13 protein-coding genes and 1 tRNA gene are annotated in these 14233 nt (G+C 69.3%); 7 read left to right on the forward strand and 7 right to left on the reverse strand.

The genetic code is table 11. The features are described 5' to 3' along the window. Positions 1-31: 31 nt before the first annotated feature. Both FED44_RS07300 and FED44_RS07305 read left to right on the forward strand, forming a co-directional pair. Positions 32-1042 (forward strand): chorismate-binding protein, encoded by a 1011-nt coding sequence (locus FED44_RS07300; RefSeq protein ID WP_138460154.1) that lies wholly within the window; start codon positions 32-34, stop codon positions 1040-1042. 19 nt (positions 1043-1061) lie between these two features. Further along, a complete protein-coding gene (locus FED44_RS07305) occupies positions 1062-1892 on the forward strand; it encodes an aminotransferase class IV (RefSeq protein WP_111700231.1) in 831 nt (276 codons plus the stop codon). A 36-nt stretch (positions 1893-1928) separates the two neighbouring features. On the opposite strand, the gene FED44_RS07310 is transcribed toward FED44_RS07305, so the two are convergent. After that, complete coding sequence (locus FED44_RS07310) at positions 1929-3296, reverse strand: LVIVD repeat-containing protein (RefSeq protein WP_138460265.1); 1368 nt, start codon at positions 3294-3296, stop codon at positions 1929-1931. Positions 3297-3434: 138 nt separating this feature from the next. Further along, entirely contained in the window at positions 3435-3851 is a 417-nt protein-coding gene (locus FED44_RS07315) for an SsgA family sporulation/cell division regulator (protein ID WP_036329836.1), read from the reverse strand. A gap of 477 nt (positions 3852-4328) precedes the next feature. On the opposite strand from FED44_RS07315, the gene FED44_RS07320 reads away from it, so the two are divergent. Continuing rightward, positions 4329-4403: transfer RNA gene (locus tag FED44_RS07320), tRNA-Val, on the forward strand. 108 nt (positions 4404-4511) lie between these two features. On the opposite strand, the gene FED44_RS07325 is transcribed toward FED44_RS07320, so the two are convergent. Continuing rightward, a complete protein-coding gene (locus tag FED44_RS07325) occupies positions 4512-5120 on the reverse strand; it encodes a hypothetical protein (RefSeq protein ID WP_138460155.1) in 609 nt (202 codons plus the stop codon). Between the two features lie 169 nt (positions 5121-5289). Here FED44_RS07325 and FED44_RS07330 point away from each other — a divergent pair, with 169 nt between their 5' ends. The 3 genes from FED44_RS07330 (at position 5290) to FED44_RS07340 (ending at position 7524) form a co-directional block, all read left to right on the forward strand. Continuing rightward, on the forward strand, positions 5290-5511 hold the full coding sequence (locus FED44_RS07330) for a type II toxin-antitoxin system HicB family antitoxin (protein ID WP_076433812.1): 222 nt from the start codon (positions 5290-5292) through the stop codon (positions 5509-5511). Then, positions 5508-5741: a type II toxin-antitoxin system HicA family toxin gene (locus FED44_RS07335; protein ID WP_138460156.1), complete on the forward strand. Its 234-nt coding sequence runs from the start codon at positions 5508-5510 to the stop codon at positions 5739-5741. The genes FED44_RS07330 and FED44_RS07335 overlap by 4 nt, the downstream gene beginning before the upstream one ends. A 1027-nt stretch (positions 5742-6768) precedes the next feature. Beyond that, entirely contained in the window at positions 6769-7524 is a 756-nt protein-coding gene (locus tag FED44_RS07340; protein WP_165900619.1) for an FkbM family methyltransferase, read from the forward strand. A 467-nt stretch (positions 7525-7991) separates the two neighbouring features. On the opposite strand, the gene FED44_RS07345 is transcribed toward FED44_RS07340, so the two are convergent. The 3 genes from FED44_RS07345 to FED44_RS07355 all read right to left on the reverse strand — a co-directional run bounded on the left by FED44_RS07345 (position 7992) and on the right by FED44_RS07355 (position 11868). Next, complete coding sequence (locus FED44_RS07345; protein ID WP_138460158.1) at positions 7992-9695, reverse strand: hypothetical protein; 1704 nt, start codon at positions 9693-9695, stop codon at positions 7992-7994. A 189-nt stretch (positions 9696-9884) separates the two neighbouring features. Beyond that, positions 9885-11483 (reverse strand): caspase family protein, encoded by a 1599-nt coding sequence (locus FED44_RS07350; RefSeq protein ID WP_167521411.1) that lies wholly within the window; start codon positions 11481-11483, stop codon positions 9885-9887. Between the two features lie 4 nt (positions 11484-11487). Continuing rightward, positions 11488-11868: an effector-associated constant component EACC1 gene (locus FED44_RS07355; RefSeq protein WP_138460160.1), complete on the reverse strand. Its 381-nt coding sequence runs from the start codon at positions 11866-11868 to the stop codon at positions 11488-11490. Positions 11869-12267: 399 nt separating this feature from the next. Here FED44_RS07355 and FED44_RS07360 point away from each other — a divergent pair, with 399 nt between their 5' ends. Next, on the forward strand, positions 12268-13368 hold the full coding sequence (locus FED44_RS07360; RefSeq protein WP_138460161.1) for a hypothetical protein: 1101 nt from the start codon (positions 12268-12270) through the stop codon (positions 13366-13368). A gap of 44 nt (positions 13369-13412) precedes the next feature. Here the strand turns inward: FED44_RS07360 and FED44_RS07365 are convergent, their stop codons facing one another. Then, the gene (locus FED44_RS07365; protein ID WP_138460162.1) at positions 13413-13826 is read right to left on the reverse strand and encodes a hypothetical protein; all 414 of its coding nucleotides are present in this window, start codon (positions 13824-13826) and stop codon (positions 13413-13415) included. Positions 13827-14233 lie beyond the last annotated feature (407 nt).

Below are 14233 nucleotides of genomic sequence, written 5' to 3' on the forward strand. Positions count from 1 at the left end.
GACACGGGTGAGGGATTGCGACAATGGACGCGTGCACGACCCCTTCGCCCACATCGGGGGACGCCTCGCCACCGGCCTGCGTGAGGTGACCACCGATCTGGCCGCCCTCGACGGCTCCGGCTGGTGGGCGGTGGTGGTGTCGTACGAGGGGAAGGTCGTCTGCGCGCGGTTCGACTCCGTGCGGCCCGCCCCGCTCCCGGCGCCGGACGGCCCGTGGCGCGGCCCCGCCCGGGACGCCTGGACGACCTCGCTCGACCGGGAGGGCTACGAGCGGGGCGTGCGGCGCATCAGGGACCACATCGAGCGGGGGGAGGTCTACCAGGCCAACCTGTGCCGCGTCCTGTCCGCGCCGCTGCCGGTCACGGGCGCCGACCCCCTGGCCCTCGCCGTACGGCTGGCCGAGGGCAACCCGGCGCCGTACGCGGCGGTGGTCGACGTGCCGGGCCTCACGGTGGTGTCGGCCTCGCCCGAGCTGTACCTGTCCCGGCGCGGTGCGATGATCGAGTCCCGGCCGATCAAGGGGACCGGGGTGACGGCGGACGACCTGCTCGACAAGGACTACGCCGAGAACCTCATGATCGTCGACCTGGTCCGCAACGACCTCGGCCGGGTGGCCGAGGTAGGCTCGGTGACCGTGCCCTCGCTGTACGCGGTCGAGGAGCACCCCGGGCTCGTCCACCTGGTGTCCACGGTGCGGGCGCGGCTGACGGGCGGCGCCGGCTGGCCGGACCTGTTCGCCGCGACCTTCCCGCCCGGTTCGGTGACCGGCGCGCCGAAATCCTCCGCGCTGCGGATCATCGGTGAGCTCGAACCAGAGCCCAGGGGGCCGTACTGTGGGGCCGTGGGCTGGGTCGACGCCGACCGGCGCGAGGGGGTGCTGGCGGTGGGCATCCGCACCTTCTGGGCGGAGCACGAGACGATCCGGTTCGGCACGGGGGCGGGCATCACCTGGGGTTCCAACCCACGGCGGGAATGGCACGAGACGGAGCTGAAGGCCGCGCGGCTCATCGGTCTCGCCTCGGGTGACGGCGACAGCGGCTAGGAACGAACGGAGCGGGGAGATGGCTGTACCGATCTGGGTGAACGGGGACCTGTACGAACCCGACAAGGCCGTGGTCTCGGTCTTCGACCACGGGCTCATGGTCGGCGACGGCGTTTTCGAGACGATCAAGGCGGTGAACGGCGAGTCCTTCGCGCTCACCCGGCACCTCGACCGGCTCGCGCTGTCGGCGAAGCGGATGGACCTGCCCGAGCCCGACCTGTCCGCGATCGCCGACGGGGTGCGCCGCGTCCTCGCGGCCGCGCCGAAGTGGGCGCTGGCCCGGATCAGGATCACCTTCACCAGCGGGCCGGGGCCGCTCGGCTCCGACCGCGGGACCGCCGGGACGAACGCGATCGTCATCGTCGGCGAGCAGGCGCCGTTCCCCGCCACCGCCGACGTCACCGTCGTGCCCTGGCCCCGCAACGAGCGCGGCGCGCTGGCGGGGGTCAAGAGCACGTCGTACGGCGACAACGCCAAGGCCCTGGCGTACGCCAAGGAGCGCGGCGGCGCCGAGGCGATCTTCGAGAACCTCGCCGGGAACCTGTGCGAGGGCACCGGGAGCAACATCTTCGTCGTCACCGGCGGCCGCCTGGTCACGCCGACGCTCGCCTCCGGCTGCCTCGCCGGGGTCACCCGCGCGCTCACGCTCGAATGGTGCGGCGGCGAGGAGGCCGACCTGCCGATCTCGGCGCTGTACGAGGCGGATGAGGCGTTCCTCACCTCCACCACCCGCGACATCCAGCCGATCAGGGCCGTGGACGGCAGGGTGCTGCCGCAGGCGCCCGGACCGGTCACGCTGGAGGCCATGAAGGTCTTCGCCGAGCGCGCGGCGGGCGACCTCGACCCGTGACGGGTGACGGACGTGGACGGCGTGACGGCGTGACGGTCAGTAGGACCGCTGGCTCTGCGCGTTGAACTCGGTGAGCCGCACCTTCTCGGCGGGATCGGTCAGCGGATCGTCGAGGCGCAGGACGTCCAGCCCCTTGGTGATGTCGCTGGAGTACACGTAGCCGTTGTAGTAGTAGGCCGACCACGACCCGCCGAGCTGGAGCTCCGGCGCGAGCGGGCCGCGCTCGAAGTAGGCGATCTCCCGGGGACGGGCGGCGTCGGTGAAGTCCCAGACCGAGACGCCGCCCATGTACCACGCCTGGACCATCACGTCCCGGCCCGGCACGGGCACCAGCGCGCCGTTGTGGGCCACGCAGTTCTCCTTGGCGCCCTGCGTCCGGGGGATCTTGAAGTAGCCCCGGCGGACGAGCCTGCGGTCCGTGGTCAGCGTGTAGACCGCGTCCGCGCCCCGGGTGGGGCTCACGGAGGACAGGCAGGTGGGGGCCATGCCGCCGCCCATCTCGTCGCTGAAGACGACCTTGGTCCCCGCGTTGTCGAAGGTGGCCGAGTGCCAGATGGAGAAGTTCGCCTCGTCCCGTACGGTCTGGAGCACCTCAGGGCGTACGGGGTCGGAGATGTCGAGCAGCACGCCGTCGCCGAAGCACGCCGCGGCGGCCAGGCCCTTCTCCGGGTAGGCCGTGATGTCGTGGCAGCCGCCGGCGAGGTCGTCGTCGTCCGCGCCGCCGGGCTCGCGGGCGGCGAACAGTTCGGGTGTGGCCACCACCCGCGCCTTGCCGGGGTCGTCGACGGGCACCCTCACGATCGAGATGTTCCGGTGCGGCGGAGGGCAGTTGGCCGAGCCCGGCTCGGGGCCGGGGGAGGAGACGTAGAGGTACAGCGTGCCGGCGTCGCGGCCCGGAACGATCGTGTGCGTGTGCGACCCGCACTCGGTGCGTACGGCCTTCAGGTATCGCGGGTGGGCCTTGTCGGAGATGTCGAAGACGCGGATGCCCTCCCACTCGTCCTCGGCCATCGGGTCGCCTGCCTCGCTCTCGCAGGTGTCGTCCGTACGGGCCTGGTCGACGGACAGGAAGAGCAGGTCGCCGGAGACGGAGATGTCGTTCTGCCCGCCGGGGCACACGACCCGTGCGACCACCTTGGGATGCGCCGGATCGCCGATGTCGTGCACCGTGAAGCCCCTGTAGTTGCCCACGAAGGCGTACCGGCCCTGGAAGGCCATGTCGGTGCCCCAGTCCTCCGGCCCGTCGAACGGGGCCGTCAGGGGGACGTTCGCGACCACCTTGAGGTTGGGACTGTGGCGGATCTCGTCCTGGCCCGGAAGCGTGGAGGGAGCCGCCTGCCCGGGCCCGCCTCCGCCTGTGCAGGCCGCCGTCAGGAGGAGGGCGGTCGCCGCCAGCACGGCCATCGGCCGTGACGCCCGTACGGCGTCCTTGAACCCGCGGTAGATCTCCACGTATGGACGCTATGTCGTACGGGCGGCCCGTGCGGACCGCTTCGGTAACGGTTGGGGTGAGTCAGAGGGCCTCGCGTGCCCCGGGGTGGTTCAGGAACTCCAGAGCATGTTGGTGAGCTCCTCGTCCAGGTCCATGAAGTCGGTCTCACGGCCGGCCGGGACGAGTTCGTAGGTGCGGTGCAGGAACTCGGTGAGGGGGGCCAGGGGCACCTCGAAGAGGGCCTGCCCGAAGGGCGAGGTGAGGCTGATGTTGAGCGTGCGCTCGCCGTCCGACCGGGCCGGCCACACCTGGACGTCCCCGTCTCCGACGCGCCGCACGATGCCCACGGTCAGCAGCTCGCGGGCGAAGATCCACTCGACCGGCTCGTCATTCCCCACATGGAAGGCCATCCGGATGGCGTACGGATCTTCAGCCGTGTAGCTCAGTCCGGCGAGCAGGGGGACGGTCGTACGGTCGGGGACCACGAGCCGAAGGCCCAGCTCGGCAGAGACGGTGGTGCTGTTCATCGTCAGCCAAACCTTTTCGTCGTCGGGTCCCCTGTCAGGGGCTATCACTGCGTCTCACTGTTGATGCGGGGCTCCACCGCGCGCTCGCGCTACGAGGACGAACGAAGAGACCCGTAGGAAAGATTCCGCCTCCAGGCCCTTCTGTAACGCACATCACAGCTTGACATTCGGTCATCTACCAGCTCAAACATCACCAACAGGCTCGTCCTTACCTCTGCTTTGCGTGTCGGCGGGACCGCGCAGGCGATGCCGTTGCGGGCGATTGATCTCAGGTCGTGCGTATGGGTCGAGCATGGAGCATCACGATGCTATGACACCACACCCCCACGCTGGGGATGGTCTGGCGAACCTTTCGAAGGTGTTGACGAAGGCGGGACGATCCGGCTCGCCCGGGCTCGGCCGTCCCGTCCTTTCGCCATCACCCCCTCGGGTGCGGTATGGTTTTCCCCGTCGGCGCCGCGAGGCGCGGATGATCCCGGGCGATTAGCTCAGCGGGAGAGCGCTTCGTTCACACCGAAGAGGTCACTGGTTCGATCCCAGTATCGCCCACCACGTTCGTGCAGCTCAGAAGGCCGGGCCGCTGTCCAGCGGGTCGGCCTTTCGTCTTGTCTGAGTGACTACCGTTCCGCGGACCCGGCATTCCTGGATCGGGTCGCGGCGTCAGTCCATCCAGTGGAACCAGACGTCGAAGATCGGATAGTGCGGCCCGTCGCCGAGGTTCGTGTCGATCTTCAGGTGGGGCAAGGCCGGCCGGCTGAGGAGGCGAGGTCCGACGAGAGCGATGCGGTGCCAATCCAGGACCCGGGAGATCTGTTCGCAGCCTTCCTCCCATCCGGGGACCGGCATGTCGGCGACGGCATCGAGCCATGGCATGGAGTGGCATCCGTGACCGTCGGGGTGATGGGAGCGCTCGCCGGGCGACAGGATGCAGGCGATCGGGGCGAGGCGGCACAATGCCACTGACAATCCATGAACCGTCGTAAGGCCGTCTGGATCGACGCGACGCGCGGATCCGTCTCGCCGGGTCAGGAAGACGTCCACAAATGAGGCGTAGCCGGAGCCGTAGTGTCCGAACTCCGCGTGCTCAACCACCAGTCCGCGGACTCGATTGAGATGGGCGACCACCTGGCGCAGGTAGCCCTCCACGGCCTCGGCCCCACCCGCCCAGGCGCCCTCACCGCATGCCGACTCGTCCTGTGAGGCGCGGATCCGCGAGTCGGGATCGAGGAGGAGGGCCACGACGTCTGCAGGGTGATCGTCCTTGCGCATGCCGACAGTCTGCCGGTATGAGGTGAGTTGATGGATGTGGCGGAACATTCGGTATGCCCAGGCAACGGCGGTGGGCTTCTTTCGTGTCGGTGGAGAACCTGGGAGATCGCGGTGGGTGGCTTGTTTCTACCGGCGGCTCCGGCGAAGCGCGCTGGCGTACGCTAGCGGCATGAGCCAGACCGTCTCCTTGACCGCGACCGTCACTCCCGACGAAGAGGGTTGGTACGTCGCGCGCTGCGTCCAGGTTGAGGTGGCCAGTCAGGGCCGGACGGTTGACGAGGCCCTGGCCAGCCTCCGCGACGCCCTGGAGCTCTACTTCGAGGACGAGCCCCTTCCCCAGACCCCGCAGCAGCCGATCGTGGCGCCGATCGAGATTCGTCGCTCGGCATGAGCCCGCGCCAGTTTCCGGTCTGCTCCGGCACTGACGTCGTGCGCGCGCTGGAGAAATGCGGTTATGAGGTGGTGGCCACCAGGGGCAGCCATTGCAAGCTGCGCCAGCTCGCGATAGACGAGACTCGCACAGTGATCGTGCCATTGCACGACACCCTGGCCGTCGGCACGCTTGCCTCAATCGTGCGGCAGGCCGGCCTCACTTCCGAGCGCCTACGCGATCTGCTCTGATCATGCGGCCGCCGCCGCGTTCCGTCGGCAGTCCCTGTCACCTGTGCACGACGGACCATTGGGTGACGAACTGAGTGACAACAACCACGGACGCCCGTAGAACCGTACGGACGTCCGCGGACGGTCGGCCCAGGTCATGGCCGCTTCAATGGCACGTCGGCGATGTGGCCGATCTGCTTCACACCGAAGAGGTCACTGGTTCGATCCCAGTATCGCCCACACAGCTCAGAGGCCATTCGCGACCACGCGGGTGGCCTCTTTTGATCTTCCAAGCGGCCCGGGGACGGCCGCGGTGCTGGTTGATAATTAGCGACTTGGACGGATGCTCCTCCTTGCCCTGGGAGCCGACCGGCGGCCACACCACGTGATCAAGGCTCACGCGCCTGCCAACGGCAAAACTCGGGTGTGTCTCCGGCCCGCCAATGTCAGGGCGGTACGGAGTCGAGATCAGCGGGTGTCGATGCATGTGCCTTGACACCGAACTCAACTGAGTTGACCATCGTTGTGTTAAGCCTTCACGCGGATCCTGGCCGTCGGCTCGGTGGAGTATCGAGCCCGCCAACGCCCCGGGAGACGGTAGCGGGGCGTCGCCTGATCGACTCAAGGAAGTGGGAGCGACCATGATCACCCCGTTTGACGACGAGAATGGCACGCGGGAAACCTGAGCAAGGCCGGGCCGTTCCGCGCGCACGCCGTACGGCTGTCAATCGCGCCCCGTTCGCCAACGGCGAGGCACTCGTGGTCGCCGATCATGCCTGGCGAGCCCTGCCCGCTGAGCGTGGTCGGCGAGATCCGACCGGCTGGCGACCACGTCACACACAGATACCGGTGCGACCCGCGGGCCGCCGCAGTCACCGCGCACCTACTCACCCGTCCGGGCCTGACCTTCCCGGGCATCGGCGCCCCTCGTAGGCATGTCTTCACCGCCCCGAACAGTTCGCCGCCTCCGCGGCGTACGCCCCTCCAGCCGGCTCTTCTGAGAGCTCCGGCCGGTGGAATCACCCACCCATCACTCCGGGAGAGACCAGTGGACATCGTGAGGGCCAACGACCTGCGCGTGCTGGGCGACGACGGGCTGGAGCTGTACGCCCCGGTCGAGCACGAGGCGAATTTCCAGTACCAGGAGATCTTCGAGCACGAATGCTACGACCAGTTCTCCCTCTCAGAGAGCCCCACGATCGTCGACGTCGGCGCGAACATCGGCATGTTCACGGTCTTCGCCAAGCGGCAGTGGCCGGGCGCCTCCATCCTTGCCTTCGAGCCGGTGCCGCGGACCGCCGACTACCTGTGCCGCAACATCGAGCTGCACGGGCTGTCCGGGGTCCGCGTCGTCCGGGAGGCCATCGGTGAGCGTGTCGAGGACACGTCCTTCGTGCACTACCCGAACATGCCGGGCAACTCCACGCGCTATCCCGAGGACAAGGCGTTGCAGGTCAGCGTGGTCAAGGAGCGGCATCCCGACTGGGATGTGACCGCGCAGTACGAGCCCGAGTACCTGACCGTGCCGGTCCGCCGCCTGGAGAGCCACCTGTCCGGCCTGGCGCACATCGACCTGATGAAGGTCGACGTGGAGGGCGCCGAGCTGGAGGTGCTGCGCGGCATCGCCGACGACCAGTGGGACCGCATCGACAACGTGGTGATGGAGGTCCAGGACCTGCACGGCCGGATGGCCGAGATCAGGGAGCTGCTGGAGGCGCGCGGCTTCCGCTGCGAGATCCAGCCGTCCCCGATGGTCTACCCGGAGATCTTGACCTATCTGTTGCTGGCGCAGCGCGGCGCCTGACCCGGTACGTCCCGGTTGCCCCTCCACATGGATCAGTCCATCCAGTGGGGCGGTGAGGCCGTGGAGAGAGCCCGCAGCCGGGCGGCCCTGGCCCAGAGCGCGGGCCATCCGCCGTTGCCCAGCCACCGTTCGTGGGCGCAACCCGCCCACGGCGACGTGATCCCAGAACGCTTCGATGTCGGCACCCAGCTCGCGGGCATCGGGCAACGCGCGCTGCCAGGGGCCGTCGGCGTCGGCCATGTCGCTGCCGGGGAACCCGGGCACGTCGGTCCTGCCGGGCAGGGTGACGCGGGTCGTGCGCGACGCGGCACCCCAGGAGGTGACCGCGACGACGAGCGCGCAGAGCAGCGCGGTGTCGGCCTGCAGGGTGACACTTCGGGCGAGTGCGGGGTCCCCGTCTCGGGCAAGCCGGCCGAGAGCCGCGCGGATCCTGTGCGCGACCAGCTCCGCCGAGCGGGCCGGTGCGATCACGGGGTGGCGGGCGAGCGTGCGCAGGAGGCCGGGCCCAGGCGCCGTAAGGCTGTCGCCGCGGACAGGCCGCCGTGAAGGACTTCCAGGGTCCGGGCCGCCTGGACGGCCTCGGGGGCGGCCATCGCGTCCTGGACGAGCCGGATCAGGGGCTCGCCGGCCTCACGGAGTGCACGGTCGTGCGGCCGCCTGCCCGGCGGGCGGCCCGAGGGGGCCCGGGCCGCCCTTACCGTGGGCTCGGGCTCGGGTACGGCGGGCGGCGGGATCCGCGCCGCCCAGTGCCGGACCCGCTTGTCCAGCGCCGCTTCGGGGTCGGTGTTGAACCTGGCCTGGAGTTCCGCGACGCGCCAGCCACCGCGCACCGGCCGGACCTCGAGGTTGGCGATGATGCGGCCCTCCCGGTCGCGCAGCGCCGCCAGGCCGCACCGGCCCTTGGCCGCGTCGCCGACATAATGCGGCCCGGCGATGCAGTTGCCCATGTAGGACGCCCAGTCGGCGAGCGTGCGAGGGTCGCGGGCCCAGTCGATCCTGACCTTGGTGTCGGGGACCAGGAGCCCGTCCCAGGCGGCCAGCGGCGCCGGCACCCGGAACGTGCCGGTCGTGGCCACTGCGATTCCGACGCTGTCGACGAGCCCGTTGACCAGCTCGGTCCAGTCGCGGCAGAGCTGCGGTGGGGGCGCGCCGAGCGAGACGAGCTGGGCGGCGCCGGCGACCGCCAGAGGGAGGGAATCCAGGCGCGGGACGAACGGTTCGGGGCGGGCGGGTCGCGCGTTGTAGTCGACGCCGGGAACGGTGTCGGTGTAGTCGATGACGGCCGCGTCATGCCCGTGCAATCGGGCGAGGGCGTCGGCCAGGTCGGCGTACCAGAGCAGATCGCGTCCGGTCTCGCTGTCGGCGGGCCGGCCCGCGAGCGGGTCGCCGCCGAACAGCGGGGGCTGCTCCCACCGGTCGGGCGGGCGGGTGTATCCGGCCGCGGCCCGCCACTCTCGCAGACCCCACCCATCCCACTCACTCATCGAGTCGGGGACCGCGTGCAGGAGCTTCGTGACGGCCTCCATGACCACGATGCCGTAGTCGCGCGCCCTGGCCAGCCGCTGGCCGATCAAGTCGTCCGACCGGCCGCGGAGCAGGTCCCGGACAAGGCAGCCCGGGCGGGCCGGAAGCCCCGTCAGCCCGGGTACGCGGCGGGCGGCGTGCCCTGCTGTCCAGTCACTCATCAGGGAGGCGGCGGCGGTGAGTTCGGGCTCGCACCGGGCCAGCCCTTCGTGCACGCCGTGGTCGGCCACCGCGGTGGCGGCGCGCAGCAGCGCAGTGGCGGCGATGGCGTCGTGCAGCGCCTTGTCGAGATACTTGTGCCAGTGCCAGGTCTGCGGGATCCAGCGGGCCGCCTCGGCCAGTGACGGTTCGTGGCCGATGTCCAGGCGGACGTCGGAGAGCAGCAGGTCGTCCTCATGGCGGGTGTACCGCTGAGACAGGTCGTCCACCCGGCTCTGGCGGGCCTGGGTCGCCAGGATCCGCTCGCGGCGGCGCGCCGCGTCCCGGTGCGCAGCGACCTGCGTCCACAGGTCGAGCAGGAGGTCCAGCCGCCGTCTCGGCGGGGACGATCCCAGTGCCCTGCCCAGATGATCGGCCAGCAGGGACGGCCTGACCCGCGACCTCCACCCCGCCCAGCTCCACCAGCCTGGCCAGTTCCGTGACGGCACATCCCGGATCAGCCCCCACCGACCCCACCACGACCGGCGCCCCGATCGCCGGCTCTGGACCCGGACCAACGGACCACACCCGTTGCCCGCGCCCGGTCACCACTCCATGTGCAAGCCGCACCACACCCACATGATCCGGAGAACGCCCCGCGTCGGGCAACGCATTAAGGACCAGCACCGCCACCGCGTTCAAGACTTGGACGGTACGGGGACGTTGCGGATGACCAGGTCGTGATCCCCCGGCCAGAGGTGGTCGTGCATGGTGATGTTGATGTGCGTCGCTCTTGGCTTGGTGTCCCAGACGACGCTGACCAGAAGGCTCCGTTGGCGGACCGGTGGATCACCGTCGCCGCCGCCCTGAAAGGGCACGTCTTCCAAGACCGCCCCGTTTCCCGCGTTGCTGAAGCGGTACTGCATCGAGTCGTACTTGCTCTTGGTGGTGCGCGTGGCATAGCCGACGATGGTGATCGACGGTCGGACCTCGTTGGCCCACTTGCTGTTCGTGCGGATGGTCCTGATCACCTCGTACGTGAACCCGTTGCCCTTCACCGTTCGAATCGGCTTACCGGTGGTCTTGGCGTCCCGCCAGTCGTCGGGGGCGGGCTGATCGAGCCTGAGCACGTCCGGGATCTTGGCGATCAGCGGGCTGATCTGTGGCCAAGCGATGATCAAGACCGCGACGGCGGCCCCGGAGAACGTGAGCCGGACGACGTTCCACAGCAATGGCATGATCGACGGCCGTGGTGTAACGGGCCGGTACGGCGTTCGCGCGGGACGAATCACCCGTCCGGTGATCGCCGCGTCAGTCGAGGGCGCTGTGGCGGTTTTCGCCGGGGTGTGCATCCGAGTGATCGCCGTCGAAGTACGCGACGGATCCGGATCAAGGACATCGTTCAGGAAATCATGTTGCCCGCCGCGAATAGAGGACGAATCGCCCGCAGCACCTGACGGATCTGTGGCATCTGGAGACTCTGGAAGAGAGGGCGGCAAGGCTGGCGCGCCAGGCCCCCGACGCGGAGTTCGATTGCGGACCAGGGCGATCGCGTTTCCCAGCTCACGATTGACGATACCGGGGGTCGGTGGCCGTTCGGCGGGTGGCAGGCCTCTGGCCTGCTGAGCGAGGTCGTACTTGACCCATTGGTACAGGGTGCTCATGTCGAGCAGTTCCGGTCCATCCGGAACGCCCTCGTTCATCCGGCGCAGCAGTTCGCCGGTGAAGGCACTGTTGCGGTGGCCGGGCAGGGCCAGAGCCTGGCGTGTCGGCGGGGTGGCGGTGAGCACACAGGTGCCCTCGATCATGAACTGTGGGGCAGCGGCAACGGCGCTCATCGGGCCGCGCAGCGCGAGCCCGCTGTAGCAGCAGTCGAGGATGACGACCTTGCGCTGCGCCCGAGATTCCTGCATGCGCTTCGCCATGGCGTTGTACCGCAGTGTGTTGACGTATATCTCGTTCGGATCCACCTGCGGCAGCCCCAGGAACAGTTCGGGATCACTCTCGGTGGGTTCGGTGAGTCCATGGCCGGCGAAGTACACCAGCAGCCCGTCGCTGGCCTCGGTCGCCGCGCGGCGGATGGCGCGCAGTACCGTTCCCCAGGCGTCCGGGCCGGCGAGGTCGCCGGTAGCGAGAGTGGTCACATGGTGGTCGGGCAGGCCCCACAGTTCGGGGTCGGTGATGACACGGCGCAGGTCGGTGAGGTTGTTGTCCACTGCGGGGAGGTCATCGAGGTGGGCGTACCTGGAAACGCCGATCAGCAGCGCCCGCGAGTTGGCCGGGTTGGGCTGGTGCACCGTGTCATTCCCGATCGAGAGCGTCCACGATCGCCTGTACGGTCTCGGGCGTGGCCGAAGAGACATCGATGGTGATGTCTCCGTTGATCACCGTGATCACCGACGGCCTGCCGTTTTGACCGCCGTCATCTCCGCGGCGGACGCGGCGGGAGTCACGCCAGCCCATGTACGCCAGCAGCAGATTACCCAGACCGAGCGTTCCGCTGACCACGGCGTTGATAATGTCAAGCGTTTCTCCCATCCGCCCCGGTGTATGTGACCCCGCCGTTCCCAGCGACAGTTCGACGTCCCGCACCACATCGGGATCCTGCCGAAGCCACCGGTATAACGAGCCCACATCGTCTTGGTCGTCGTATCCGCTGTCGATCGCGATCTGGATCTTCACCGTTGTCGCCTCATCCACGTCACACCGAAACAGGCCGATTCTATTTCTGGCGTACGGCGTCGGCGAAGCATTTCCGGTAGCCATTCGCTGCGTCCTAAAAGCGTGTGGTGGACGGAACCGGCGGCGCGAACTCCCGGTTCGGCTTGGAGGCGGATGTGCCGGTCGCAGCGCCGTGGCGAAGCGTTGTCCCCCCTTCGTGCCGAGGTACGGATGAATATTCATTTGCCCTGAGTCGTCGGTGAGCAGCGAGGTAGCGGCGGGGTTGTCGGCCGCTACCGCAGCAGATCACGGAGCGTGGGGAAATTGAGACGACCACTTCATGGCGGGGGGTGTGTCCACATGTATCGTGCCGTTGCCTCGCGGCCGGTGCGGTAGGACGTTGTGCGCATGCTGAGCGCTGTGTCGAGGCGGTTGGGTGTGGCCGGTGTCGCGGCCGCGCTCGCGATCGTGGTGACTACGGGGTGGCCGGGCGGTTTCGCCACGGCCAGGGCCACGGCCGGGCTTCTCGCCAGTCCGTCGCCGTACCCCACCGCGAGTCCGTCGCCGTACCCCACCGGCGGTCCGGAGTTCGTCTACGTGGCGAACGCCCACGGTCCGGTGACGGCCTATCCGACCGGTAGTACGGGCGCCGTGTCTCCGGTGCGGCAACTGGCCGACCCGGGCGACCCGAACACCTACTGGGGGCCGTGGGGGATCGCCTTCGACATCAGCGGGAACGCGTACGCGCAGAGCTTCCTGTCGGACGCGACCACCTTCGTCTACTCACCGGGCGCCACGACGCCGGGCCGGATCTTCCGTGTCGCGGGGCCGGACTCCCGGGCGGTGGCCGTGGACAGCGCGGGGTACGCGTACGTGACGACCGGCCAGGCCGAGGCGGTGATCGCGGTGGCCGCGCCGGGTGCCAGGGGCACGGCCGCGAACCTCTACACGGTGCCCGCGGTACGCCAGATCCCGCTGGACGAGACGTTCCACCCGTGGCCGGGCGTACTGACCACGGACACGTCCGGACACGTGATCGCCGGAGTGGTGCGTGCGAACGGCAACGCGGTGGAGTTCTTCAACGGGGGCCCGTCCGGCAGCGCCACACCGGTGCGGGTCATCGCCGGGCCGCACACCGGCCTGGGCACCTGCTCCAGTACCTGCGACCAGCTCGCGGTCGCCTACTCCGCCTTCACCGGCCGGCTCTACGTTGCCGTCAGCCAGGGCCAGCAGACCCGCATCAACGTGTACGCCGGCAACGCGAGCGGGGACGCCGCACCGGTACGCGTGATCTCCGGGCCGGCGACCGGCCTGGCCGGAAAGGTGATCACGGGCATCGCCGGCAGCCAGGTCGACGGCACCATCTACGTGCTCACCAAAGCGGCCCCGTTCAGCAGCCCCGGCAGCATCCTGGCCTTCGACCGGCTGGCCAGTGGAAATACGCCGCCGCGGCGTACCTTCACCGACAGCGGCACCGGGCTGGCCGACGGACTCGGCATCGCGGTGTCGTTCGTCCACTGACCCCGGCCCGATCCAGCCCGGGCGACCTGCTCCGGCGGCCGGGATCAGCAGGTGATGGTGTAGACCCCGGTCGTATAGGTGGTGTAGTCCCCGTAGCCGGAGGTGCTGTACGCCTGGAACTGGGCGGAGGCCTGGTAGGAGCCGGACTGGCAGGCGACCCCGGCGTCGCAGGAGACCGACCAGTCGGTGGTCCCGCAGACGTTGCTCGCCACGTTGCTGCCGGAGCGGCGGAGCTGGACATCGGCCTGGAGGTAGTCGACCGATGAGGAGCAGGTGATGGAGGCGTTCACCGCGACGGCGGCGCCACCGGTCTGGGTGAAGTAGAGGCTGGGCGAGCAGCTGCCTCCGAGCAGGTTGGCGGATGCGACGGATGGCGTGGCGGCCCCGGCGGGCGCGCCGGGCATCACGCCGAGCAGCGTCGCGACGACGGCGGCGAACAACACGCCTGCTGGCTTCATGGAGCTCTCCTGACGTAGAGGGGAACGGGCGGACAGCTCCGCCGTCAGGAGCACGCGGAGGAACCGGGTGTCACCGCGTGGCATGGGTGATCGTCTCCAGCGTGAGGCGACGGGCTGTGCGCCCGGCGCCGTGGTCGGATCCCCGCGCGGGCGCCGTTGCCCCAACACTCGGCGATCATCCCGCCTGTGTACATATGCGAGGGAGAAGGTAATCCCCATTTCCCAACCGGCCGGCCGGAGCCCGGCGGCACCTGGGCGGACACCGTACGGAGACCTTCCGTCGGCGGCGAACCGCTGAAAATTGCAGAGCCCACCGGCCGGAATCCGAGGTGTGAAAAAGGCCGGTCCGTCGTGAGGCGGACCGGCCTTCTTCAGATGGGTGACGTCATCGGCACCCGATCAGGTGA

It is taken from the genome of Microbispora triticiradicis, from assembly GCF_005864065.1.
Lineage (GTDB): Bacteria > Actinomycetota > Actinomycetes > Streptosporangiales > Streptosporangiaceae > Microbispora > Microbispora triticiradicis.

Coding starts and splice junctions, on each gene's coding strand:
- FED44_RS07305 (WP_111700231.1), top strand. CDS start 1,062: ATGGCTGTACCGATCTGGGTGAACGGGGACCTGTACGAACCCGACAAG.
- FED44_RS07310 (WP_138460265.1), bottom strand. CDS start 3,296: ATGGCCGTGCTGGCGGCGACCGCCCTCCTCCTGACGGCGGCCTGCACA.
- FED44_RS07315 (WP_036329836.1), bottom strand. CDS start 3,851: ATGAACAGCACCACCGTCTCTGCCGAGCTGGGCCTTCGGCTCGTGGTC.
- FED44_RS07325 (WP_138460155.1), bottom strand. CDS start 5,120: ATGCGCAAGGACGATCACCCTGCAGACGTCGTGGCCCTCCTCCTCGAT.
- FED44_RS07330 (WP_076433812.1), top strand. CDS start 5,290: ATGAGCCAGACCGTCTCCTTGACCGCGACCGTCACTCCCGACGAAGAG.
- FED44_RS07335 (WP_138460156.1), top strand. CDS start 5,508: ATGAGCCCGCGCCAGTTTCCGGTCTGCTCCGGCACTGACGTCGTGCGC.
- FED44_RS07365 (WP_138460162.1), bottom strand. CDS start 13,826: ATGAAGCCAGCAGGCGTGTTGTTCGCCGCCGTCGTCGCGACGCTGCTC.